Raw genomic sequence first — 23,079 nt, forward strand, 5'->3', positions numbered from 1 at the left:
ACAACGTCACGATCGGCGGCCGCTACTACGGCTCGGTCTTCGGCGCCAGCATCCCAGGTCCGATCTGGAAGGACACCATGCTGGCCGCCTTGAAGGGGGTCAGGGCCACGTCCTTCACCCCGATCAACTCGGCGCGGTTCGGTGGCTGCGGCCAGAGCTGCGCGCCCAAGCCGCCGGCTCGGGACGAGGGCAGCGACGGCGACCGGGGTGGCGACCGGGGCGGTAACAACGGTAACGGCAGGGGCAACGGCCGGGGTGACAGAGGAAACGAGACCGTGACGCCCCCGGGGAACGACAGGTAGTCCCGGCCCGGCGGGAGCCGCCGCGCGGCGGAGGTGGCGCGGCGGCGGTGCCGGCCGTCCGGTTCCTTTTCGGGGGAGTCCTTCTGCGGCTGCCCTCCCGCACCCGGCCACGATCGCGTTGCTCGCCGTTCTGTCCGAGGGGCATGCCACGATGACCGATATGACGGATGTGATCGAGGAGGCTCAGGGGGAACCCGGGGTGTGACTCCCCGTAGGAAACGGGATCGAACTGTTGTTCCACTATCCGGATCTCAGGATGGACAGCAGGAACGCCGACGTCACCTACCGGCGCTATGTGCCCTTCGAGGTGGTGCAGACGCCACCGGGCAGGAGCATCCGCAAACTGCCGTTACTGGAGCGTGGAGAAGTGGATCGACATGATCGTGGGGTACGTCGTCCGTGACCTGGTGAACGGCGGGGAGCCCGTCCAGGCGCGCTTCTGGGCCGGCGGCACGGCGACCTGGCCGACCTGGCCGCCGACCCGCGCTTCGCCCCGCTTCTCAGACGCGCCGTCGAGTCCCAGAGCCGCGCCGGGAATCTGACCCTGCTGCTCACCGTTCCCGTCCTGCGCGACATCGTCCGCTCGGTACTGGCCGACCGCATCTCCCGGCTGACCGACCCCGACCGGGCCGAACCGGCCACGGAGACGCTCCACGTGTATCTCGCCGACCCCGCTGTCCTGGCCGACCTCCCGGAAGAGCGCGCCGCGCTCGCAGCGGTGACGTTCACCGCGCCCCCGCTCCCCGGTGCAGGGGACACAGCCGACGCCGCCCACCGCATCGGGAAGCTCACCGCCGCCCGCGACGAGCTGCTCGCCGTGACCGGCGCCGTCCTCGCCGGGCCCGGCCCCACGACGGTGCCCTGAGGGCGTTCGAGTCACCGCCGGGCAGGCCCGCCGACGGTCACCGTCCGGGGCTTTCACCCGGATGATCACCTGTCTACCGTCCGGGCCCTCCGCTCGCCGGGGTGGGGATCTTCCCGCGACCGGATGTGACCCCAGTGCCGAGTAGCGCTTCTCCGATCCGCCGTCCCTCACCTTCCTCGACCTGGGCGGCAACGAGCTGACCGTCCCACCCGAATCGCTGGAGAACCTCGCCGCCCTTCGCGGTCTCCACCTGAACGGCTACCGGCTGACCTCCAGGTGACAGAGGCAAGGAATCTCCTACGCCGGGGCTCTCCGCCGCCTCGACGAAGCGCGAACCGCAACTGCCGAAGCCAATGGCGAGGACCCATCGGCAGTTCGGGAATCAGGACGCTAGAGCGCCAGGCCGAGGGTGAACAGCAGGCCGTACACGAGCTGGAAGCGGCCCGTCTGCTGGAGCGTGGTGATGAGCGCGGGGCCGGTGGCGCCGCCCCGGACGGCCATGACGGGGGCCACGGCGAGCGGGGCGGAGAGCACGGCCAGCGCGGCGAACGGTTGCCACGGTGCGACGGCCAGGGCGACGGCCAGCGGCACGACCAGGCAGAGGGCGTACAGAACCCGCGTGCGGCGTTCGCCGAGCACCACGGCCATGGTGCGCTTGCCCGCGGGGCCGTCGGTCACGATGTCGCGCAGGTTGTTGACCACCAGCATCGCGCACGCCAGCAGACCCACCGGGACCGCCGCCGCGACCGCGAGCCAGGGCAGCCATTCGAGTTGGACGTACGTGGTGCCCGCCACCGCGACCAGCCCGAAGAAGACGAACACCGAGACCTCGCCGAGCGCGCGGTAGCCGTAGGGCGTGGAGCCGCCGGTGTAGAACCACGCCGCGGCGATCGACACCGCGCCGACCAGCAGCAACCACCACGCCTGGGTGACCACCACCAGCACCAGGCCCGCCACCGCCGCGGCCAGGAAGCAGGCCAGGGCCGCGGCGAGGACCTGACGGGGCGGGGCGGCGCCCGAGCCGACCAGGCGCATCGGGCCGACCCGGTCGTCGTCGGTGCCGCGCACCCCGTCGCTGTAGTCGTTGGAGTAGTTGACGCCCACCTGGAGGGCGAGCGCCACGAAGAGCGCCAGCAGGGCCCGCCACCAGATCGCCCCGCCGTACCCGATCGCGACTCCGGTGCCGACGGCGACGGGGACGACGGCGGCGGGAAGGGTGCGTGGACGGGCTCCGGCGATCCACTGGCTCGGGGTGGCCATGGTGCTGCGGTGTTTCCTCTCCGGGGCTAGCTGATGTCGGTCGCCAGGCGGACCATCCGCACCGTGCGACCCATGTCGATGACCCGTTCGGCTCCGTCGTCACCCCACCCGGCCGACTCCAGGAAGCCGAGAACCCGGTAGTTGTCGGCGAAGACCCAGGTCACGATCGTGCGGTAGCCGTCTTCCCGGAGGTAGTCGACCGTGGCGTTCAGCAGCCGGCTGCCGTGGCCCCGCCGGACGTGGTCGGGGTCGACCAGGAACGTGAGCATCTCACCGGTGGTGGTCGGGTCGAGGTCGGGGTCCTCCGCCGGCGCGTGCGAGGCCAGGCCCACCACCTTCTCCGCGCCCTGCATCGCCGCCATGGCCTCGATGCCACCGGGGCCGAGCGCCGGAAAGGCGTCGGTGTCGAGGACGACCCGCTCGACGGCGACGAGCACCCGGTGCCGGGGGCTGGGCGGAGAGGTGATCGCGTCCTCCCACTGCAGCCGCCACATCTTCTCGGCCGCCGGGCCGGTCATCTGCTCCAGCGGTCCTTCGGGAAGGAACTCCCGGTAGCCGTATCTCCACGCGCGGATCTGGGTGCCCGTCACCGCGGCGACATCGTCGTGCCGAGCCGCCCGCACGCCTACGTCTGCCATCTCGGCCCGCTCCTTATCTGCCGTCTGCCGTCGCCTCGGAACGCGCTGTCTCGCGGATCTCGTGCCACGCGAGCGGGCATCAGGCGGGTGGATCCGTGAGGCAGGCCCTTACACCGTATCGGGGAATCCGACTCGCGGATGACGTGAACCTGTCTCCGCCTGTCGTCGGGCCCGATATGCCCTTGTCTTCGTGCGGTTGCCGCAGACTCTCATCGAGCACCACGATCGCGAGCGGTTCTTCGACGAGTCGACGAACGCCCACTGGCAGGTGCTCTCGGTGCACACTTTCAGCCGCGGCCACATGCCGTCGGCGTGCGTCCCCATGACGGCGGCGACGATCCGGGCCAGCCCGCCGGGCACCCCGGTCTCGACCGGTTCCAGCACCGGCCCGCCGGGGGTCAGGGCGACCCGCAGGGGAATCGCGGCGAACACCCGCGCCGCCTCCGGAACCTCGGGTGGAGCCGCGTGTCCGCCGTGCGCCCCGTTCCCGCCGGGCCCCGCGTCGTCCGGGCCGCGATCGTTCCCCGCGCGGTCGCCCTGGTCGTCCCGGTCACGTCTGCCCGAGGCGCGGTTGTCGTGGTTGTGGCGGAGCGCCGAGCGGAGGCTCTCGCGAAGCGCGACGGCCGTCGTCAGGTCGCCCTCGTCGGCCGTGTCACCCGGCCCGATCAGGCCTCGTTTGCCGAGCCACGCGGCCAGCGCGGCCGGGGTGGGGATCGCGTCGGTGTCGCTCTCGACGTCGTAGGTGTTCACGAAGTCGATCACCAGGTCCGAGGGGTTGTCCATGTTCTCGCTCACCTCTTCGCAACCACTGTATGCCATTAGGGGGTTGTATTCAGATCGACACCTCCATACTGTTTTCAGTGGTGTCTCTCAGGGAGTCGACATGTGGTACCTGGCCTACCTCGCGATCCGGGAGAGCCGGAAACGCGGGCCGGATCGGAGGAAAAACCATGATCATGAGGATGTGGCGCGGCTGGACGAGGATCGAGAACGCCGACGCGTACGAGAAATACCTGCTCGCCACCGGTTACGCGGGCTACACCGCGACGGAGGGTAACCGGGGCGTCTGCTTCACCCGCCGCGACGAGGCGGGCAGGAGCGAGTTCCTGCTGACCTCGCTCTGGGAATCGTGGGAGGCGGTCACCGCCTTCGCGGGGGAGGACCCCTCGCGGGCCGTCTTCTACGACGAGGACGACCGTTTCCTCGTCGAGCGCGACCTCACGGCCGCCCACTACGAGGTCTTCGCCGCCTCCTGAGCGTCGCCCGGCCGTCGCGCCCACTCCTTGGGCCCCGTTTCCCGCCGGAGCACTCCCGGGCGTGTCGTGCCGCTCTCGCCGTGGGTTCCGTACGCTCTCGTGGCGGCAGGCGGGGTTCGCGCTGTTCCACGGTGGTGTGACGGTGTCCGTACGGTTTCACCGCGACGGGCGGTGTCCGTACGGCTTCACCGCGACGGGCGGTGTCCGTACGGCTTCACCGCGACGCGCGCTGTCCGAGCCCGGCGGAGGTCAGGATCCGCCCAGGACCGTCGCGAGGCGGCGGACGCCCTCGACCAGCTCCGCCACGTGGATCGGGGCCGAGTGGGTCACCCGGATGCGCGGCCCCGGGGGTTCGGCCGGGTAGTAGATGCGCCCGGGGCTCACCAGGACGCCCGCCAGCCGGGCGGCCTCCACCACGGCGTCCTCGTCCCGGTCGGCCGGGAGCCGCAACCACATGTGCAGGCCGCCCCGGGGGACGAGGTGGATCTCGGCGGCGGGCGCCCGGGCGGTCAGGGCGGCGGCGAGCGCGTCTCTGCGGACGGTCAGCTCGGTGCCCAGCGTGGTCAGGTGGCGCCGCCAGGCGGAGGAGCTGACGAACTCCAGCGCCGCCTCCTGCAGCGGTCTGGCGACGAAGGACGACTCCACGACCTGGCTGGCCCGCAGCCGCCGCGCGACCGGGCCCCGGGCCACGACCCCGGCGATCCGCATGCTGGGAGACAGGGCCTTGGTCAACGAGTTGATGTGCACGACCGTGCCGTGGCCGTCCAGCGAGATCATCGAGGGCGGCGCGGGGGCGGCGGTGAAGTAGCGGGCGTAGTCGTCCTCGATCACGAACGCCCCCGCGGCGCGGGCGATCGCCAGCACCTGCCGGCGCCGTTCGAGGGTGAGGGTCGCCCCGGTGGGGTTGTGCAGGGTCGGCTGGCAGTAGAAGACCCGGGCGCCGGTGACGGCGAACGCCTCCGCCAGGAGCTCCGGCCGCACTCCGTCACGGTCCACGGGCACCGCCGTCGCCCGGAGCCCGGCGGCGCGCGCCGAGGCCAGCGCGCCCGGGTAGGTGGGGGTCTCGACGAGTATGGGGGTGCCCGGGGCGGCGATCGCGCGGAAGGTGTGGGTGAGCGCGGCCTGCCCGCCGTTGACGACCAGCGCGTCCGCGGGGGTGACGTCGCCGCCGAGTTCCTGCGCGAACCACCTGCGCAGTTCGGGGAGACCGGTCAGCGGCGGCGCCGCCCACGCGTCGGGGCGGCGCAGCGCCCGGGAGGTGGCGCCCGACAACGCCTTCGACGGCCGCAGGGCCGGATTGAGGTAGCCCCCCGTGAGCGGGATGACCCCGTCGGGCGGGGGCGTCAGCAGGCCGATCATCTCGGTGTCGTCCACCACCCGGTCGCCGAGTGCCACCGTCTGCCAGGACAGGTCGGCCGCGTCGCCGCGCCGCGTGACCACGGGGGCGACGTACGCCCCGCTGCCCGGCTTCGTGATCACCAGCCCTTCGGCGGCGAGTTGCCCGAGCGCCCGGGAGACGGTCACCGGGCTCACGTTGTGCGCCCGGACCAGCTCGCGGCTTGACGGCAGCCTGTCGCCGGGACGTAGCCGCCGCGTCTCCTCGCGCAGGATGGCGGCCAGCCGGACGATACTGCTATCGTCATTCATGAGAGATAAGAATAGCGCTATCGCCCCGAATCGAGTAGCGGTCGCGGACGGCGAGACTCCACCCGCCGGGCGCGGGCCCGTGATCTCTCCGGGCGGGCGGACGGCGAGTCCCGCGGGCACCGCGTGGCGCGGCACGCTCCTGGCGGGGCTCGGGGTGCTCTCCTTCTCGGGGTCGTTCCCGGCGACGGTCTTCGCCATGGAGGGCTTCGACCCGTACCTCGTGGCGTTCGGGCGGGCCGTGATCGCCGTGGTCGCGGCGGTGGCGTTCCTGCTCGTGGCCAGGGTGCCGCTGCTGCCGCCCAGATCCCAGCTCCGGTCGTACCTCGTCATCGGGGCCGGGGTGGCGCTCGGCTTCCCCGTCCTCAGCGGCGTGGCGCTCGACGCCGGGGCGAGCACCTCGCACTCCGCCGTGGTGATCGGGCTGCTGCCCGCCGCCACCGCGGCCTGCGCCGTGCTGCGGGCCGGGGAACGGCCCAGGCCGCTGTTCTGGGTGGCCTGCGGGCTCGGCGCGGCGTCGATCACGATCTTCACCCTCGGCATGGGCGGCGGCCACGTCACCGGGGCCGACCTGCTGCTCGTCGGCGCGCTGCTCTCGGCCGCCGTCGGTTACACCGAGGGCGGGCGCCTGGCCCGCGAGACCCCCGGCTGGCGGGTGATCTCCTACGCCCTGGTCGTCGTCGCGCCGCTGACCGTGCCGGCCACCGCGGTGCTGGCGCTGACCACCGACGCGCGGCCCGGCGTCGCGTCACTGGCCGGGTTCGCCTACGCCGGCCTGATCTCGATGTTCCTCGGATTCATCCCCTGGTACGCGGGGATGGCCATCGGCGGGATCGCCCGCACCGGGCAGACCCAGCTCGTCCAGCCGCTGCTGACGCTGGTGTGGGCCTGGCTCCTGCTCGGCGAGCGGTTCGGCCCGGCCACGATCGTGGCGGCGCTGGCCGTCCTCGTGTGCGTCACCCTGACGCAGCGGGCTCGTTCGTGAGCGGCGCCGGCCGTTCTCGCACGTGCTGCCCCGGTGCGGCGGGCTCGTTCGCGGGCGGTGCCGGCCGTTCTCATGCGTGCCGCCCTGACGCGGCGGACCCGCTGATCCGGGCCATCGTCGAGCGGTGGGGCATCGAGTTCCCCGCCATCCCCGAGCTCGACATCGAGGGCGTCACGGTGGACATGGTCGACCTGGAGGACGTGATCCCGGTCTTCTGAAGGGTCGCGGGGCCTTCGCGGCGAAGACGGCCACCCGCGCGATGCGACTGCCGCGGCTGTTCGTGTCGCGGCCGGCCTCATCGGAGGTGGCTTGACGCGAACAGCCGTTCGGCGTCGGCGACCGACCGCTCCAACCCCTCCCGATCGGTGACCATCCCCGCCATGATGCCGTCGATCCCGCGCAACCCCGCCCGCTGCAGCAGGGTCTTCTCGTTGGTCACCCACTCGCCGCGGGCGGCCAGGACGGCGTGCGCGGTCTGCATCGCCGCGGTGGCCAGGGAACCGGCGACCTCCGCCAGGCGACCGCGCGGCACGTAGTTGGCCTTGGCGTACATGAGGGTCATGTGCGCCCTGCCGCGCCAGTGCTCCGGCGCCGTCCGGCGTAGAGCCTCGGGGAAGGCGGGACGGGGGAGCTCGCCGCGAAGTACGCGGTTGAGGGCGAGCTCGGCGACGACGAGATAGCTGGGGATGCCCGCCAGGTGGAACATCAGCGGCTCCCAGTGGAACCGGCCCTGTTCCGCCTCGGCGAGCTCGTGCTCCACGACGTTCAGGTCACGGTAGTGGACGTCGACACGGCGGCCCTCGACCGTGAGCCAGGCGCCGCCGTTGAAGACGCCACCGCCCCAGCCGCCGAGCTCCGAGACCTCGCCGGGGAACCCGAGAGCCCGCAGATCGGCGGGGTCGAAGCCGCCCCGGTAGTAGACGGCCAGGTCCCAGTCACTGTCGGGCCTGTGCGTACCCTGGGCGCGTGATCCGCCCAACGTGACGGCCCGCACTCCGGGCAGTGCGGCCAACCGGTCGGTGAGGCGGTCGAGAAAGAGCTGTTCGTCTCTGGTGTCGTTCATGATGGCGAACCCGATGCGGTAGAAGTGATCATTCGTTTGCGGGCGTACTCCGCGGGCCGCACAATGGCGCTGAAGCCTCCACGGCGCCTGACGGACGGAGATCTCCGGCATCACTTCATGGGCCGGAAGATATCACCCGCCCGGCTCGCGGGACTGGGCGAGCGGGGTGAGGCCGGCGCGGCGGCGGAGTCACCTCCGCCGGAACAGTCCGTCGTTCCCTGATCACAGGAAGGATGTTCCACAGTGAGATGATTCGGGAACTTTGCCCTGACCCGTGACTCGGTCGAGAATGGTGACCGGGACGCCGACCTCCGCCCGCACCCGGTCACGAAGGCCGGGCCACGCCGGCGGAGGCCCTCCAGTGACGTAGGGAGACGTGTTGTGGGTGCGAGCCTCACGGTGGGGGACGTGGTCGAGGACTTCAAGCTCCTCGACGAGACGGAGACGCCGCGGCGGCTCAGCGAGTTCCTCGCCAAGGGACCGGTGGTGTTGTTCTTCTACCCGGCGGCCATGACGACCGGGTGCACGGCGCAGGCCTGTCACTTCCGGAACCTGGCGGCCGACTTCGCCGAGGTGGGAGCGACCAGGATCGGGATCAGCCGGGACAAGGTGGAGCGCCAGGCGATGTTCGCCCAGACCAACCAGCTCGGCTTTCCCCTCCTGTCCGATCCGGACGGCGTCGTCGCCCGCCGCTTCGGCGCCCGCAGGTCCATCGCGGTGGGCCCGTTCCTCACCCGCCGGATGACCTTCGTCATCGACGTGGACCGCAGCATCCTCGGCATCATCCACAGCGAGGGTTCCATGGAGGCCCACGCCGACCGCGCCCTGGAGATCCTCCGCTCCCGCCCCTACCCGTGACCGGGACACACGGAGCCCGGCTGACCGGCCCGTGGGAGTCCCGTTGACCGGGATATGGGAGTCCGGCGTACCGGCCTTCCCCACACCCTGCCCCGGCGCGACCGGAGGCCGACGCAGTGATCCACAAGCACCTCGCAAGCGGGTTCCTCCACGCTCACCTCCAAGGAGAGGTGTGCGGGGGTGGCGGATGCGGGTTCAGGGCTGGGCTGTCAGATGCCTGCTGGCGGCGTCGCTGTGCGAGCTGGTGGTGGCGGGAGTCAGCCTCGCCTCCTGCCCGGCCGCGCGGCGGAGCTGGAGACGGAGAAGGCGGCCGGCAACTCCGTCCATGGGCAGATGCTCGCGCTGGGCGAGGCCGAGGATCTCATGTGGGTCTACGCCGTGGCCGGTGTGATCACGCTGGCCCTGGCGGCTCCGGCGTGGCGGTGGGGTGAGACCGCGAAGGTGCGGACCATCATGGCGGTGGGTCTCGTACCGTACACAGCGCTCTGCCACCACCTCTGGTGGAGAGCCATGGACGAGGCCGACTCATTTCTGTTGTTGTACTCGTATGTGGCCTCCACGGTGGTGAACATGGCCTGGCTCCTCTATCTCGCGGGGACGATCCTGCTGTTCTCCTCCGGAGCGGGCATTCGCCCTCAGGCTGATCAGGGCTCCGTTTCCCCCTGAACGGCAAGGTCGGGCGTCCTGCCGGGAAGGCGTCCACCGGCCGGCTTCCGGTCGACCGGTCTTATCCGCTCTTCTCCGGAGGTTCGGGCCATTTCTCCGGTGGTGACACATAGGTGCCGCGATAGGGCACGGTGAAAACCCACCCCTGTCTGCGGAGAAGCGCGACGGAGTTCCGTATGGTCGCCTTGGCGACGCCGTACCCCTCCATGAGGGACTTCTCGCTGGGAATCCGGCGGTTGACCGTGATTCTCCCCTGTTGGATTGAATCGGCGATTTCGGTGGCTATCTCCTCGTATAAAGGGGCTTTCCGTCGGCGTGGCCGAGTCCCCGCCGGGCCGACGAAAGTTCCTTTACCGGGAATGGTGTGCACCAGCCCGCGCTCCCGCAGTTCGCGGGTCACCCGGCGGGCGGTGGTGCGCGCGATGCCGTAGTCGATCTCGAATTCCGTCTCGCTGGGAATCGCTTCCCCGGCGTCGAGGTCGCCGTCGTCGATATGGCGCTGCACAATGTCGGCGACCTGCTTGTATATCGGTATCGGGCCGTCTCTGTCGAGCACGGTCATACAGTAGGCGTCCCGATACGAGCACGTCCGGTGAACCCGCGAACAACCCCGCTTACTCCTGGGGCCATTTCTCCTCGGGAGAGACATAGCTGCCGCGTTGCGGCACCGTGTAAATCCATCCGCGTTCGCGGAGAACACCGACCGCCCGGCGCGCGGTCTCCCGTGCCACGTCGTATTGCTGCATCAGCGTCGCCTCACTCGGGATGGGGCGGCGCGGGCGTAGATCACCACTGCGGATGCGTTCGACGACATCGTCTGCGATCTGCTGATACATGGGTGTTCTGCGCGGTTGACGGATTCCCTCGTCGGGCGGACCGACGAATGTGCCCTCGCCCTGCACGGTGTAGACGAGCCCCTCGTCGCGCAATATCTGGACGGCCCTCCTGGCGGTCGTGCGTGCGACGCCGAACTCGTTCTGGATGTCGGTCTCGCTCGGGACGACGTGTCCGGACGGAAGGTTCGCTTCCGTGATCCGCAGGCGGATGATCTCTGCGATCTGCAGGTAGAGGTGGGTGTCTCCATCGTGATCGAGCACATTCGGAATATAGGCGAACGAAGACGTACCCGCACATATCCGGACATCTGGAAAGACGAGAAGCGATTTTGGATTGGACGAGAAGAGACGACTAGACGTATGATTTCTCGTGGTTGGGAGGTGGGGCTGCTCGTGGTGGTTGCGGTGTCGTTCGAGCGGCATCACGGCCGTCACGTGGCGCCGGTCCAGGCCAGGTACAAGCGCGTCGACTGGCGGCCGCAGCGGCCGCGGGCCGACCGGTTGCGGGTCAAGGAGCACACCTGTGACTGCGAGGACGTCTTCTACGAGCTCTGCCAGGCGGGCGGGTTGCTCTTCGTCCGCAGGACGGAGATGAAGAGGAACGGAGAGATGGTCGTGCACGAATCACCCTGGGCGGTCGCGAAGCAGACGCAGGAGCTCTGGCTCCGGCTGCTGATGGGCGCCGCCCGCTGACAGGGGTTCGTCGGCCGGAGCGGGCATCTCCGGCCGACGTGTGAAGCCCCCGGTCTCTCTGAGAGGGCAGGGTCCAGGGAGGCCGGGCGGCGGTCCCGTACCGGCGGAGGGGCTGGTACGGGCCCGCCGAGAGGCGCCCGGCAGGTCTCCCTTCCCACCAACCTGCCGGGTTCGCCTCTTCCGGGAAGATCAACCGGTTCGTGGACGGCCGCGGTCTTTCTGTCCCGGGCGTGGTTCCCGCCTGGCGCGGCGTCGCGCCGACGGGCGGCCGGCCCGTTCCTCGCCGCTCTCCTCGGGATCTCCCCTGGGGCGGACCGCCGCTTCCGTGTGGTCGTCCGCGGGCGGGTCGTAGGGGACGCGGCGCCAGGCGGTGTCGGTCACGATCAGGTGGTCGAGGAATCGGAGACCGAGGGTGCCGGCGGCGTCGTGGAGGCGGGTGGTGACCTCCAGATCGGCCGCGCTGGGGTCGAGGGAGCCGCTGGGGTGGTTGTGGGCCAGGCCGAAGGAGGAGCCGTCGGAGGTGAGGACGGTGCTCATGATCTCGCGAACCGGAGCCGGGGCGTGGTCGCTGCCGCCCTCGCTGACGATCGTCCTGCGGATCACGGCACCGCTCGGGTCGCAGACCACCACGACCACGCGCTCGTGGCTCAGGCCGCGCAGGAGCGGGGCGGCCACCGCGGCCAGGTCTCCCGAGCAGGTGACGCGGCGGCGCTCCGGCCCCGACTGCGCCTGCCGCACGAGGTGGAAGGCGGCGACGACCCGGGCCGCCTTGGCCGGGCCGATGCCGGGGACCGACATCATGCGATGGGCGTCGGAGCGGGCCAGACCGTGCAGGTCGCCGCAGTGCGCGATCAGGTGCGAGGCCAGCTCCATCGCGTTGGTGCCGCGGCAACCGGAGCCGATCAGCAGGGCGAGCAGCTCCCGGTCGGCCAGCGCGGTCGCGCCACCGGACAGGAGGCGCTCGCGGGGCTGGTCGTTGGGTGGCAGGTCCTTGACGCGCAATCGGCACCTCCGGCTTGGGAAACCAGGTCGGTTGTACCAGGGGGTGCCGACATTCCGGCCGGGGAGTTCCCGGGCCGAGGCCGCCGGGGGCCGGCCGTGCCCCGGGGCGGGCCGGCGGTGGGATCAGGGGTGCAGGGGGTGGGTGTAGACCAGGCGGAAGCGGTCACCGGGGATGACGATGTCACTGGTCTCCACCGGGCGGTCGCCGGCCCAGTGGGTGCGCTCGACGTGGAGGACGTGGACGCCCGCGGGCAGGGCGAGGGCGTCGCTCTCCGCGGGCTGTGGGACGCGGGTGTAGACCTGTTCCACGATCTCGGTGACCTTGACACCGATCGCGGACAGGCGGGCGATCAGGCCCCGCGGGCCGTCGTCGCCACCGGGCTCGCCGAACTCGGCGGGTTCGTAGGAGGTGGCGAGCTGGATCGGCTTGCCGTCGCCGCGGAAGACGTACCGGGTGCGGATGACGGGGGCGGATTCGTCCAGCCGGAGACGCTGGGCGATGTCGGGGGTGGCGTCCGCGGGCTCGGTCCGGCGGTCCCAGGTGGCGCGGGTGCCCTGCGACTGGATGTCGGCCCCGAAGGGGACGTGGTGGTCGTGGAAGCGCCAGCGGTGCAGGGGGACCAGCGCCGGCTGGTCGCGGACGTAGTGGCCCGAGCCGACGCGGCCGACGATCAGACCCTCGGCGGCGAGCACGCGGAGCGCGTGGCGGGCGGCGGTCTCGCCGACGCCGTATTTTCTGGTCAGCTGGGCGCGTGAGGGGACCGGGGCGCCGGGGGGAAGGGAGCCGTCGACGATCTGGCGGCGAATGTCGGCGACGACGCGCAGGTAGACAGGATCGGAGCTTGCCACGGGTCCATCCCTGAGTTCGACAGGCGTTGCCCCATCCTGTCGTATTCGGGGGACAACTCAGGGTAATGGCTCCAATTTGGAGCTCCAACTTTGCGATCCTCCCGGGGTCGCCCAAGAGGGGGCAAAAAATATCTCAGAGGCGGTGTAACGCCCGTGTAAGCACCGCCGATTGAACGGTAGAGACCGTCGATGTGTGTACCCCCGAGCACATATCGGCGGTCTCTTTCTTCATCGGAAGCCGTGCCGGGCTTAAAGAAGCCGGAAATCTCGCCGGTCCCCGTTCGCGAGCGGAGCTCCGGGAAGGCCCGCGAGGTCCCCGGAAGTTCCCGGCCCCGCCGGCTCCGTGTCCCCCGCAGGCCCCGTCGCCGTGAAGTTCCCGGCTCCGTCGGCTCCTCGGGCCCCGTCGCCGCGGAGTTCCCGGCCCCTCGGCCCCGGTTCTGCGTCCCCCCGCGGGTCCCGTCGCCGCGCGGTCGCCTCCGGGGTCACGGAGGCCCCGATGACGGCCTCCCGCCGGGAGCCCCGGCCGGTGCCGAGTCGCCGCTGCGGCGACGTATATCCACGTGTACGGTGTGCAGCGGGCACCTCGGGGGGATATTCGCTCATGGGCCCATCGGTGGACGGAGGTTAGGCGGGGTGGCGGAGTCCACCGGTTTCACGGATCCGGGTAGCGTTCCCTCTATGGCAGCGCCAACTGGAACCTCCGACGCCCCCTTCGGCCGCATGCTGACCGCCATGGTCACGCCCTTCGCCCATGACGGATCGGTCGACTACGAGGGCGCGCAGCGCCTGGCCACCTACCTGGTGGACGAGCAGCGCAACGACGGCCTGGTCGTGAGCGGCACGACAGGGGAGTCCCCGACGACCACCGACGACGAGAAGGAGCGCCTTCTGCGCGCCGTCGTCGAGGCGGTCGGCGAGCGCGCCACGATCGTGGCCGGCGCCGGGACCAACGACACCCACCACAGCGTCGGGCTGGCCCGCGCCGCCGAGCGCGCCGGGGCCCATGGTCTCCTGCTGGTGACGCCCTACTACAGCAAGCCGCCCCAGGAGGGGCTCTACCGTCACTTCACCGCCGTGGCCGACGCCACGGGGCTGCCGGTCATGCTCTACGACATCCCCGGCCGGAGCGGCGTGCCGATCCGGAACGAGACCCTGGCGCGGCTCGCCCGGCACGAGCGGATCGTCGCGGTCAAGGACGCCAAGGCCGACCTGTTCGCGGGCTCCCAGGTGATGGCGGCCACCGGCCTGGCCTACTACTCCGGTGACGACACGCTCAACCTGCCGTGGCTCTCGGTCGGGGCCGTGGGGTGCGTCAGCGTGATCGGCCACGTCGTGGGCGCGGAGATCGCCGCGATGATCGAGCTGTACGGCGCCGGGGACGTCGCGGGCGCCCTCGCCATCCACCGCAGGCTGCTCCCGGTGGTTTCCGGGATCATGATGCAGGCCGGTGGTGCGATCATGGCGAAGGCGGCGTTGGCCCTGGTCGGGCAGCCCGCCGGGCCGATGCGGCCGCCGCTGGCCGAGGCCACGGACGGGGAAGTGGCGCGACTGCGCGAAGACTTGATCGCGGGCGGCGTGAAGCTGTCCGACGGGGTTGTGACATGAGAGAGAACACCGCGGCCGACATCGGCCGCGTCCGGGAGGAACGAGAGTTTGCGAGATAGAAGACACAGCGGTCCCCTGGGGGACGGAGTGCTCGGCGAGGGAGTAGTCCTGCCGCCCGCGGGGGTCTCCGGCACCTGTGAGACGTGCAAGAGAGGTGTGGCCGGATGAGTCACCCCCATCCCGAGCTCGGGCCGCCGCCCGCGCTCTCCGAAGGCGCCCTGCGCATCGTCGCGCTGGGCGGCCTCGGCGAGATCGGCCGTAACATGGCCGTGTTCGAGTACGACGGCCGGTTGCTGATCGTCGACTGCGGGGTGCTGTTCCCCGATCCCGACCAGCCCGGCATCGATCTGATCCTGCCCGACTTCGAATACATCCGCGACCGCCTGGACGACGTCGAGGCGGTGGTGCTGACCCACGGGCACGAGGATCACATCGGCGCCGTGCCGTACCTGTTGCGCGAGCGCCGCGACATCCCGGTCGTGGGTTCCAAGCTGACGTTGGCGCTGATCGAGGCCAAGCTCACCGAGCACCGCATCCAGCCGGTCAAGCGGGAGGTGGTGGAGGGGGAGCGGCACCGTTTCGGGCCCTTCGAGTGCGAGTTCCTGGCCGTCAACCACTCCATCCCGGACGCGCTGGCCGTCGCGATCCGCACGCCCGCGGGCATCGTGCTGCACACCGGTGACTTCCGGATGGATCAGCTGCCCAGCGACGGGCGCCTGACCGACCTGGGCGGTTTCGCCAGGCTCGGCGCCGAGGGCGTCGACCTGCTGATGTCCGACTCCACCAACGCCGAGGTGCCGGGCTTCGTCACCAGCGAGCGGGAGATCGGGCCGGTCATCGACGAGGTGATCCGCACTGCGGAGAAGCGGGTGATCGTGGCGAGCTTCGCCTCCCACATCCACCGCGTCCAGCAGGTCATGGACTCCGCCGAGAAGCACGGCCGCAAGGTGGCCCTGGTCGGCCGCTCGATGGTCCGCAACATGGGCGTCGCCCGCGACCTGGGCTACCTGCGGGTCTCCCCGGGCCTGATCGTCGACTCCAAGGAGATCGAGGCCCTGCCGGCCGAGGACGTGGTGCTGATCTGCACCGGGTCCCAGGGCGAGCCGATGGCCGCGCTGTCGCGCATGGCCAACCGGGACCACCCGATCAGGATCGCCGAGGGCGACACCGTGTTGCTGGCGTCCTCGCTGGTGCCGGGCAACGAGACCGCCGTCAACAAGGTGATCAACGGCCTGAGCCGCTGGGGCGCCCGCGTCGTGCACAAGGGCAACGCCAAGGTGCACGTCTCCGGGCACGCCGCCGCGGGCGAGCTGCTGTACGTGCTGAACATGACCCGGCCGTCCAACTTCATGCCGGTGCACGGCGAGTGGCGTCACCTGCGGGCGCACGCCAAGCTCGCCGCGCTGACCGGGGTCCCCGAGGATCACATCGTGATCGCCGAGGACGGCGTCGTGGTGGACCTGCTCGACGGCCGGGCGAAGATCGTGGGCGCGGTGCCCGCCGGTTACGTCTACGTGGACGGCACCTCGGTGGGCGACGTCACCGACTTCGCGTTGAAGGACCGCCGGATCCTCGGTGACGAGGGTTTCGTCTCCATCGTCATCGTGATCGACACCGCCACCGGCAAGCTGGCCGCCCCGCCGGAGATCCACGCCCGGGGCTCCGGCATCGACCCCGTCGATTTCGACGAGATCCTGCCGCAGGTCGAGCGGGCCCTCCAGGAGAACGCGGCCGACGGGGTGGTCGACATCCAGCAGGCCCGCCGCGTGGTCCGCAGGACCGTCGGGCGCTGGGTGAGCGACAGCTACCGCCGCCGACCGATGATCATCCCGGTCGTCGTGGAGGTCTGACCTCCGTCCCGTGCGGCGGCCGTCCCCTCCGGCCGCCGTACGGCCGCTCCCGCCGCCGTGAGGCCGGCGGACGCCGCCGTATGGTCAGCGGACTCAGACGGGGAGCGGGCGCTCGCCGCACGATGTCTCCCGTCATGCGGTCAGCAGGGGGCGGCTGCTCGCCGCACGGGCCCCGCCGCCGTATGGCGGGCCGACCGTACGGGTTCCCGCCGCGTGGTCAGCAGACGCCGGGCAGGGAGCAGACCCGGGCCGCCATCTTCCGGGCGTCCCTCAGCGGCTCGGCGAAGTCGCTGTCGCGTACCTTCCCGTAGTCGCCGGACAGGAGATAGAAGGCCAGTGCGCGGCCCTTGCGGACGACGACGGCCCGCTGGCCGTCGATGGTGGGACGCCCGCTCTTGGGGTCGTAGCCCTGGATCGCCACCCGTACGGCCTGGTCTCCGGCGCTGACCGGTTTCGCCGAGGCCGTGAAGACCGCGGGGCCGGACTTGACGCGCTTGCAACTGCCGGCCTGTGCGAGCAGGCCGGCCATCGCGTCACGCGCGGCGCCGGCGGAGCGGTAGACCACCAGTTGCTCGCCCCGGTAGAACAAGGGCGCGGTGAATTCGACCGTTCGTGCGCTCGCCCGTCCGCTGCCGGTGTTCTTGCTCAGGTTGCACGGGAAGAACCCGAGGTTCTTGCTCAGCTTGTTGCTGATCGTCCATTTCTCCTCGGTCGGGTCGTCCACCGGCTTGCGGGCCTGCGACTCGTACAGCAGGAAGTTCCTGGGGAACTGTCCAGTGGCCTGCCCCGTCTCGGCGAGGGCGGCGCCGCCGGTGAACGTGGCCGCGAGCGTCACTCCCGCCACCGCTACGCGTGCCGCCGTCCGTCCGGTCCCGATCATCGTGGTCCTTTCCGTTTCGTCTGTTTCTCTACACGGTGAGATGCAGGTCCCCCGGGAAAAGTTCGCGGGGTTCCGGCGCCGGGAGCCACCCCTGCCGGGCGCCGCCCAGGCTTCCCCCGTGGGCCGTTCCCCACCGTGCACGGTCGGGGGCGCCGTACGTTCCCCGTCATGTACCGGGCGGGCAGTGCGCCGCCGCGGGGTCAGCAGACACCGGGCAGTGAGCAGACCTTGCCCGCCATCCTCCTGGCGTCCCCCAGCTGCTCGGAGAAGTGGTCGCTCTTCACCGAGTGGTACTCGGCCCCGTGGAGGTAGATCGCCAGGGCGCTGCCCTTGCGTACGACGACGGCCCGCTGGCCGCCGACGGTGGGGCGCCCCTTCTTGTCGTAGGCCTGGATGGTCAGCCGCGCGGCCTGGTCGCCGATGCCGACCGCCTGCGCCGAGGCCTTGAAGACCAGGGAGCCGGACCTGTCGGTCTTGCACCGGTTGACCTGCGCGAGCAGGTCGGCCATGGCGGAGCGCGCGGCGCCGGCGGAGCGGTAGAGCACCAGCTGCTCGGCCCGGTGGACCTCGGAGAACTGGTAGTCGATCGTCCGCGTGCTCACCCGGCCGCTGTCCGAGGGCCTGTTCAGGAGGCACGGGTTGAATGCGAGGGTGGCGCCCAGCTTGTTGCTGATCGTCCACTTCTCTCCGCTTGAGGGGTTGACCGGTTTGCGGGCCTCGGATTCGTACAGCAGGAAGTTCTTGGGGATCTGCCCGGTGGCCTGCCCCGTCTCGGCGAGGGCGGCGCCACCCGCGAACGTGGTCGCGAGCGTCGCCCCCGCCACCGCCAGCCGCATCGCCGTCCGTCCCATACCGGTCATCGAGATTCCTCCCCGTCCGTTAAGCCGTGTCGCTACATGTCATGAGATGCAGGCTTCGCCGGGAAAGTTCGTGCGGCGCGGCGATGGGTGCGCCGGGGAAGGTGTCGTTGTATCCTCAAAGTGTTCTATGTAGTAGCTTGTAATTCTATGTAGTAGAACGATGGAGGGTCGATGGAGGTACGGCACGCCACGGCACCCGACCAGATCCCGGGGGCGACGACCGACTGGCTGCGCCGCCGGTTCCTGGTGGAGCGGCTCTTCGTGCCCGGGGAGGTCCGCCTGCTCTACTCCCACGAGGACCGGATCGTGGTCGGCGGTGCCCAGCCCGGCGACACGCCGCTGCGCCTGCACAGCCCCGACCCGCTCAGGTCCGCCTACTTCCTGGAGCGCCGCGAGCTCGGCGTGGTCAACGTGGGCGAGCCGGACGGCGAGCCGGGCACGGTGACCGTGGACGGCACGCCGTACGCGCTGGCGGCCAAGGAGTGCCTCTACGTCGGCAGGGGCGCCCTGGAGGTGACCTTCGAGGGCGGCCCGTTCTACCTGGTCTCCACCCCCGCGCACGCCACCCTGCCGACCGTCAGGGCGACGATGGAGGACGCCGAGCCGGTGCGGCTGGGCGGCCGGGACGGGTCCAACGAGCGCACGATCTACAAGTACATCCACGCCAAGGGCATCCAGAGCTGCCAGCTCGTGCTGGGCGTGACCGTGCTGGAGCCCGGCAGCATGTGGAACACCATGCCCTGCCACACCCACGAGCGCAGGACCGAGGTCTACCTCTACTTCGACCTGCCGCCGGGGGAGCGGGTGATCCACCTGATGGGGCGGCCCGACGAGACCCGCAACCTGGTGGTCGCCGACCGGCAGGCGGTGATCTCGCCGCCCTGGTCGGTGCACTGCGGCTTCGGCACCCGGAGCTACTCCTTCGTCTGGGCCATGGGCGGCGAGAACCAGGCGTTCGAGGACATGGAGCAGGTCGCGATCGGCGAGATGCGCTGATGTTCTCCCTGGAGGGCAAGACCGCGCTCGTCACGGGTGCGCGCACCGGGATCGGGCGGGCACTGGCGGTGGGCCTGGCGGCGGCCGGGGCCGACCTCGTTCTGCACGGCCGCGACGACGACCTGGACGAGGTCGAGGCCGAGGTGCGCAAGGCCGGCAGGCAGGTCTCGCGCTGGATCCTCGACCTGTCGGACCCACGCCGCGTCCCCGAGGCGGCCGAGCGGCTGGGGCCGATCGACGTGCTGGTCAACAACGCCGGGATCATCCGCAGGACCCCGGCCGCCGAGCATCCCTACGGTTCCTTCCGCGAGGTTCTCGATGTCAATCTGGACGCCGTCTTCCTCCTCAGCCAGACCGTCGGGACGCGCATGCTCGCCCGGGGTTCCGGGAAGATCATCATGATCGCCTCCATGCTGTCGTTCCAGGGCGGCGTCAACGTCCCCGGCTACACCGCGTCCAAGCACGCCGTCGCGGGGCTCACCCGGGCCCTGGCCTGCGAGTGGGCGGGCTCCGGGGTGCAGGTCAACGCGATCGCCCCCGGTTACATCAGGACGAACAACACCGAGCGTCTCCGGGACGACCCCGCGCGGGAGGCCGAGATCAGGGCGCGCATCCCCGCGGGCCGCTGGGGCGCCCCGGAGGATCTCGTGGGCGCGGCGGTCTTCCTGGCGTCCAGTGCTTCCGACTACGTCAACGGGCATCTGCTGGCAGTCGACGGAGGTTGGTTAGCCCGCTGACCAGTAGGCTCACGATCGTGGTCAGGGAAGGCAGTTCTATCGACAAGGCGCTGGCGGTGCTGGAGGCAATCGCCGAGCACCACCGCGTAACCGACATCGCCACCGCGACGGGGGTGTCGAAGTCGACCGTCCATCGCATCCTCCAGTCGCTCGTCGAGTGGGGGTTCGCCCGGGCGGACGGCAGCGGGGGGTACGAGCCCGGCCCCCGCATCCTCACGCTGGCGGGCCGGGTCATGAGCCGCTTCGACCCGGCCCGCCAGGCCTCCGCCGCGCTGAACGCCCTCCACGAGCGGATCGGCTACACCACGCACTTCGCCATCCGCAGCGGTGACGAGGCGGTGTACGTCGACAAGCTGGAGGGCCGGCGGCCGTACCAGATGCCCTCGCGCGTCGGGATGAGCCTGCGCCTGCACTGCACCGCGATCGGCAAGGCCGTCCTCGCCCAGCTGGGCGAGGACGAGGTCCGCGCCATCTGCGCCCGCACAGGCATGCCCGCGCTCACCGCCAACACGCTGACGACCCCGGACGAGCTCCTGGTCCATCTGGCCGGGGTGCGCGCCCGGGGCTACGCGCTGGACGACGAGGAGAACCTTCCCGGCATCCTCTGCGTCGCGGCCCCGGTCTTCGACCACACCGGCCAGGTGCTCGGCGGCATCTCCATCTCCGCCCTGGCGATGGACATGAGCCGTGAGGACGTCGAGCAGTTCGCGCCCGAGGTCGTCGCGGCGGCCCGCGAGGTCTCCCGGGCCCTCGGCGCCCCGGAGCCGATCCTCAACCGCTGACCCGCCGCGAGGATCCGCTCCACCGCCGGGGCGGGCCGGCCGCCGGTGGAGCGGGTCGGCCGCCGGGCCGGACGCCCGCCGTTCGGCCCTCCCGCGACGGTGCCGGCAAGCGCGCGATACGGGGCAGGGGGGACCGGAGCCCCGGAGATCAGCAGACGTCGGGCAGCGAGCAGATCTTGCCGGGCGTCGGCGGGAGGCCGGCGACGGTGGCCATCGTCCCGGCGTCCTTCAGCTGCCTGCTGAAGTCGCCGTCACGCACCTCGGTGTACTCGCCCGCATGGGTGTAGATCATGATGGCGGCGCCCTCCTGGGCGATGACGATCCGTCGGCCGCCCGCGGCGATACGCCCGCTCTTGCGGTTGTACGCCTGGGTCACCACCCGTGCGGCACGATCGCCCATCAGAGCCGCGTTCGAGCTGGTCTTGACGACCAGGGAGCCGGACGTGACGCGATCGCACTCGCCGAGCTGATCGAGCAGCGCACGGTACGCGTAGAGCGAGTAGGCCTCGTGGTAGTAGATCACCACCTGCTCGGATCGGTGCTCCTTGGCGGCGGTGTAACTGATCGTCCGCGCGCTCACCCGGTCGGAGCCGGTGGAGTGAATCACGTCGAAGGGCTCCCGCCGGTTGCAGGGGTTGAATTCGAGAACCTGCCCCAGATCCTCGTTGATCGTCCACTTCCCCTCCTCCGGGCGTGCCACGGGCTTACGGGCCTCGGCCTCGTACAGGAGGAATCCCGTGGGCAGTTTCCCGGGGGTCGGCAGCGGGTCCGCGGAGGTGGTGCAGCCCGTGGAGCCGACCAGGAGGATCATGCTCGCCAACGCCACGCGCATCGCCGTCCGGCCGATCCCGATCATCGTGGCCCCTTTTCCCGTCCTGCCGGTCTCTCTCCGCACATGGTGAGACGCCGGTTTCCCGGGAAAGTTCTCGCGGGTCCGTGGTGGGTACGCCCGCCTCCCTCCCCGAGGGCCGGATCATGGCCGGTGGTCCCGGCCCGCGCCCGCCGGGCGGGAGGCGCGCCGCCCCTCTCCCCGGTCCGCCGGATGATCCGCCGGGCGGGAGCGGGACCTCGGGTTCCCCGCCCGCGGGCTCAGCCCCGGGGAGAGCCGGTGAGCGGTCCGGCGCCGGCCTGCCGCAGCAGGGCGTCGATCTCGTGCGGGGTGGCCGAGCGGCCCGTCCCGCCGCGGCCGGAGAGGCTGACGGCCGCGGCGGCCATGCCCGCGCGGACCGCCGCGGCCGCGGGCTCGCGCCGGGCCAGGAAGGCACACACCGTCCCGGCCAGGACGTCCCCGGCCCCCGTCTGGTCCACGATCCGCTCGGCGGGGAACGCGGGCAGGTGGACCGGCTCGCGGTCGCCCTCCGCCAGGAGAACCCCGTCCCCGCCGAGGGTCACGGCGACGGCCCCGGCGCCCAGGGCCCGGCAGGCGCGGACCACCTCGCCCGGGTCGGTGCAGCCGAGCAGGGGCAGGCTGTCACCCGGACAGGAGATCTTGACCAGGGCGGCGTGCGGGGCGACGTCGCGCAGGACGGCCCGGGCGGCTTCCGGGGTGGTCAGCCGCGAGCGGAAGTTGGGGTCGTAGACGACCCGGCCGGAGGCGGTCATGGCGGCGTGCCGCACGGCCTCGGCGCAGGTGGCGGAGATCGCGGCGGTGACACCGCTGAGCAGGACCACCCGGGCGGCGGCCACGGGGGAGCGGTCGACGTCCTCGCGGCCCATGCGCGAGGCGGCGCTGCCGTGGCGGAGGTAGACGAAGGCGCGCTCGCCCGAGGGGTCGGCACCGACCGCGTACGCGCCGGTCGAGCCCTCGCCACGGGCCATCCAGCGCACCTCCACACTGCGCCCGGCGGCGAAGCGGACCAGCCGCTCGCCGAACTCGTCGGCCCCCACCCGGGTCACCAGGGCCACCCGCGCCCCCTGCGCGGCGGCGGCCACCGCGGCGTTGAGCGCGTCACCGGAGAACGACAGATGGAAGGTGGCGGCCTCCGTCAGGGCGTGGTCCGCGGAGAACTCCACGAGCGGTTCACCCAGTACGACCACGTCCACAATGGCTCCTCGTTTCATGTGGTTTCATGTAATGGAATCTGATGTCATGTTATGCAACACAATGACGTGGAGGTCACCATGCCGAACATCACCGTCGAACTGCTGTCGGGCCGGACCCTCGACCAGCGCCGCGAGTTCGTGGCCGCGCTGACCGACGCGGCGGTGGACATCCTGAAGGCCCGTCGCGAGGCGGTGCGCATCGTCTTCACGGAGATCGAGAAGTCCGACGTCGCCAACGGCGGTGTCCTGGAGTCCGACAAGTAAGGCGAGCCGGCCGCGTCGGGCGAGTGCCCGGCGGTCCCGTCCCCGGGCGGGCGGCGTCCCGGCGACCGCCCGCCCGGGGTGACCCACCGCCGCCCGCCCGGGGCGGTCCTGCGACCGGCCCCGGGCGCGCGCATCGCGCCGCCCG

At 71.2% G+C, this 23,079-nt stretch carries 27 protein-coding genes and 1 pseudogene; 14 read left to right on the plus strand and 14 right to left on the minus strand.

Features of this window, described 5'->3' with window-relative positions:
* A pseudogene (locus tag ABD841_RS37510) lies at positions 1–302 on the plus strand (transglycosylase domain-containing protein); the annotation flags it as partial.
* A 349-nt stretch (positions 303–651) separates the two neighbouring features.
* Here ABD841_RS37510 and ABD841_RS37515 read toward each other — a convergent pair.
* Positions 652–957: a hypothetical protein gene (locus tag ABD841_RS37515; RefSeq protein ID WP_344981664.1), complete on the minus strand. Its 306-nt coding sequence runs from the start codon at positions 955–957 to the stop codon at positions 652–654.
* On the opposite strand from ABD841_RS37515, the gene ABD841_RS37520 reads away from it, so the two are divergent.
* On the plus strand, positions 958–1,167 hold the full coding sequence (locus ABD841_RS37520; protein ID WP_344981666.1) for a hypothetical protein: 210 nt from the start codon (positions 958–960) through the stop codon (positions 1,165–1,167). It abuts the gene before it with no gap.
* Positions 1,168–1,557: 390 nt separating this feature from the next.
* On the opposite strand, the gene ABD841_RS37525 is transcribed toward ABD841_RS37520, so the two are convergent.
* From ABD841_RS37525 to ABD841_RS37535, 3 genes are all read right to left on the minus strand, one after another.
* Positions 1,558–2,427 carry a 1,4-dihydroxy-2-naphthoate polyprenyltransferase gene (locus ABD841_RS37525; RefSeq protein WP_344981668.1) on the minus strand — a complete coding sequence of 290 codons (870 nt, stop codon included), beginning with the start codon at positions 2,425–2,427 and terminating at the stop codon, positions 1,558–1,560.
* Positions 2,428–2,453: 26 nt separating this feature from the next.
* The gene (locus ABD841_RS37530) at positions 2,454–3,065 is read right to left on the minus strand and encodes a GNAT family N-acetyltransferase (protein WP_344981670.1); all 612 of its coding nucleotides are present in this window, start codon (positions 3,063–3,065) and stop codon (positions 2,454–2,456) included.
* A gap of 108 nt (positions 3,066–3,173) precedes the next feature.
* Positions 3,174–3,884 (minus strand): CGNR zinc finger domain-containing protein, encoded by a 711-nt coding sequence (locus ABD841_RS37535; RefSeq protein WP_344981672.1) that lies wholly within the window; start codon positions 3,882–3,884, stop codon positions 3,174–3,176.
* A gap of 131 nt (positions 3,885–4,015) precedes the next feature.
* Here ABD841_RS37535 and ABD841_RS37540 point away from each other — a divergent pair, with 131 nt between their 5' ends.
* The gene (locus ABD841_RS37540) at positions 4,016–4,321 is read left to right on the plus strand and encodes an antibiotic biosynthesis monooxygenase (protein WP_344981674.1); all 306 of its coding nucleotides are present in this window, start codon (positions 4,016–4,018) and stop codon (positions 4,319–4,321) included.
* Positions 4,322–4,570: 249 nt separating this feature from the next.
* Here the strand turns inward: ABD841_RS37540 and ABD841_RS37545 are convergent, their stop codons facing one another.
* Positions 4,571–5,968 carry an aminotransferase-like domain-containing protein gene (locus ABD841_RS37545; RefSeq protein ID WP_344981676.1) on the minus strand — a complete coding sequence of 466 codons (1,398 nt, stop codon included), beginning with the start codon at positions 5,966–5,968 and terminating at the stop codon, positions 4,571–4,573.
* 79 nt (positions 5,969–6,047) lie between these two features.
* Between ABD841_RS37545 and ABD841_RS37550 the strand changes: the two genes are divergently transcribed.
* Together ABD841_RS37550 and ABD841_RS37555 are read left to right on the plus strand one after the other, a co-directional pair.
* Positions 6,048–6,950, plus strand: coding sequence for a DMT family transporter (locus ABD841_RS37550; RefSeq protein ID WP_344981678.1), 903 nt, complete (start codon positions 6,048–6,050; stop codon positions 6,948–6,950).
* A complete protein-coding gene (locus ABD841_RS37555; protein WP_344981680.1) occupies positions 6,947–7,168 on the plus strand; it encodes a hypothetical protein in 222 nt (73 codons plus the stop codon). Before ABD841_RS37550 ends, ABD841_RS37555 begins: the two co-directional genes overlap by 4 nt.
* Positions 7,169–7,245: 77 nt before the next feature.
* Here the strand turns inward: ABD841_RS37555 and ABD841_RS37560 are convergent, their stop codons facing one another.
* Complete coding sequence (locus ABD841_RS37560; protein WP_344981682.1) at positions 7,246–8,013, minus strand: nucleotidyltransferase domain-containing protein; 768 nt, start codon at positions 8,011–8,013, stop codon at positions 7,246–7,248.
* A 381-nt stretch (positions 8,014–8,394) separates the two neighbouring features.
* On the opposite strand from ABD841_RS37560, the gene ABD841_RS37565 reads away from it, so the two are divergent.
* Both ABD841_RS37565 and ABD841_RS37570 read left to right on the plus strand, forming a co-directional pair.
* A complete protein-coding gene (locus ABD841_RS37565) occupies positions 8,395–8,871 on the plus strand; it encodes a peroxiredoxin (RefSeq protein ID WP_344981684.1) in 477 nt (158 codons plus the stop codon).
* 234 nt (positions 8,872–9,105) lie between these two features.
* Positions 9,106–9,537, plus strand: a complete 432-nt coding sequence (locus ABD841_RS37570; RefSeq protein WP_344981686.1) for a hypothetical protein — start codon at positions 9,106–9,108, stop codon at positions 9,535–9,537.
* A gap of 61 nt (positions 9,538–9,598) precedes the next feature.
* Here the strand turns inward: ABD841_RS37570 and ABD841_RS37575 are convergent, their stop codons facing one another.
* Complete coding sequence (locus ABD841_RS37575; RefSeq protein WP_344981688.1) at positions 9,599–10,099, minus strand: GntR family transcriptional regulator; 501 nt, start codon at positions 10,097–10,099, stop codon at positions 9,599–9,601.
* A gap of 52 nt (positions 10,100–10,151) precedes the next feature.
* Entirely contained in the window at positions 10,152–10,634 is a 483-nt protein-coding gene (locus ABD841_RS37580) for a GntR family transcriptional regulator (RefSeq protein WP_344981690.1), read from the minus strand.
* Positions 10,635–10,733: 99 nt separating this feature from the next.
* On the opposite strand from ABD841_RS37580, the gene ABD841_RS37585 reads away from it, so the two are divergent.
* Positions 10,734–11,066 (plus strand): hypothetical protein, encoded by a 333-nt coding sequence (locus ABD841_RS37585; RefSeq protein WP_344981692.1) that lies wholly within the window; start codon positions 10,734–10,736, stop codon positions 11,064–11,066.
* A 189-nt stretch (positions 11,067–11,255) separates the two neighbouring features.
* On the opposite strand, the gene ABD841_RS37590 is transcribed toward ABD841_RS37585, so the two are convergent.
* Both ABD841_RS37590 and ABD841_RS37595 read right to left on the minus strand, forming a co-directional pair.
* Positions 11,256–12,068 (minus strand): JAB domain-containing protein, encoded by an 813-nt coding sequence (locus ABD841_RS37590; protein ID WP_344981694.1) that lies wholly within the window; start codon positions 12,066–12,068, stop codon positions 11,256–11,258.
* Between the two features lie 123 nt (positions 12,069–12,191).
* Positions 12,192–12,917 carry a GntR family transcriptional regulator gene (locus ABD841_RS37595; protein ID WP_344981696.1) on the minus strand — a complete coding sequence of 242 codons (726 nt, stop codon included), beginning with the start codon at positions 12,915–12,917 and terminating at the stop codon, positions 12,192–12,194.
* A 678-nt stretch (positions 12,918–13,595) separates the two neighbouring features.
* Here ABD841_RS37595 and dapA point away from each other — a divergent pair.
* Positions 13,596–14,522, plus strand: a complete 927-nt coding sequence (dapA, locus tag ABD841_RS37600; protein ID WP_344981698.1) for a 4-hydroxy-tetrahydrodipicolinate synthase — start codon at positions 13,596–13,598, stop codon at positions 14,520–14,522.
* 164 nt (positions 14,523–14,686) lie between these two features.
* Positions 14,687–16,372, plus strand: a complete 1,686-nt coding sequence (locus ABD841_RS37605) for a ribonuclease J (protein WP_344981700.1) — start codon at positions 14,687–14,689, stop codon at positions 16,370–16,372.
* Between the two features lie 217 nt (positions 16,373–16,589).
* On the opposite strand, the gene ABD841_RS37610 is transcribed toward ABD841_RS37605, so the two are convergent.
* Positions 16,590–17,252, minus strand: a complete 663-nt coding sequence (locus ABD841_RS37610) for a hypothetical protein (protein ID WP_344981702.1) — start codon at positions 17,250–17,252, stop codon at positions 16,590–16,592.
* A 200-nt stretch (positions 17,253–17,452) separates the two neighbouring features.
* Positions 17,453–18,112, minus strand: coding sequence for a hypothetical protein (locus tag ABD841_RS37615; protein ID WP_344981704.1), 660 nt, complete (start codon positions 18,110–18,112; stop codon positions 17,453–17,455).
* A 171-nt stretch (positions 18,113–18,283) separates the two neighbouring features.
* Between ABD841_RS37615 and kduI the strand changes: the two genes are divergently transcribed.
* Genes kduI through ABD841_RS37630 form a run of 3 tightly spaced genes read left to right on the plus strand, consistent with a single transcriptional unit; the run spans position 18,284 to position 20,627 of the window.
* Positions 18,284–19,108 carry a 5-dehydro-4-deoxy-D-glucuronate isomerase gene (kduI, locus tag ABD841_RS37620; protein ID WP_344981706.1) on the plus strand — a complete coding sequence of 275 codons (825 nt, stop codon included), beginning with the start codon at positions 18,284–18,286 and terminating at the stop codon, positions 19,106–19,108.
* On the plus strand, positions 19,108–19,845 hold the full coding sequence (gene kduD / locus ABD841_RS37625) for a 2-dehydro-3-deoxy-D-gluconate 5-dehydrogenase KduD (protein ID WP_344981708.1): 738 nt from the start codon (positions 19,108–19,110) through the stop codon (positions 19,843–19,845). The genes kduI and kduD overlap by 1 nt, the downstream gene beginning before the upstream one ends.
* Positions 19,846–19,862: 17 nt before the next feature.
* Positions 19,863–20,627 (plus strand): IclR family transcriptional regulator, encoded by a 765-nt coding sequence (locus ABD841_RS37630; protein WP_344981710.1) that lies wholly within the window; start codon positions 19,863–19,865, stop codon positions 20,625–20,627.
* Between the two features lie 148 nt (positions 20,628–20,775).
* Here ABD841_RS37630 and ABD841_RS37635 read toward each other — a convergent pair whose 3' ends face one another.
* The gene (locus tag ABD841_RS37635) at positions 20,776–21,483 is read right to left on the minus strand and encodes a hypothetical protein (protein WP_344981712.1); all 708 of its coding nucleotides are present in this window, start codon (positions 21,481–21,483) and stop codon (positions 20,776–20,778) included.
* Positions 21,484–21,716: 233 nt separating this feature from the next.
* Positions 21,717–22,670: a sugar kinase gene (locus ABD841_RS37640; RefSeq protein ID WP_344981714.1), complete on the minus strand. Its 954-nt coding sequence runs from the start codon at positions 22,668–22,670 to the stop codon at positions 21,717–21,719.
* Positions 22,671–22,721: 51 nt separating this feature from the next.
* On the opposite strand from ABD841_RS37640, the gene ABD841_RS37645 reads away from it, so the two are divergent.
* Positions 22,722–22,934, plus strand: a complete 213-nt coding sequence (locus ABD841_RS37645) for a tautomerase family protein (protein ID WP_344981717.1) — start codon at positions 22,722–22,724, stop codon at positions 22,932–22,934.
* Positions 22,935–23,079: the final 145 nt, after the last annotated feature.

Source organism: Streptosporangium fragile, from assembly GCF_039534445.1.
Lineage (GTDB): Bacteria > Actinomycetota > Actinomycetes > Streptosporangiales > Streptosporangiaceae > Streptosporangium > Streptosporangium fragile.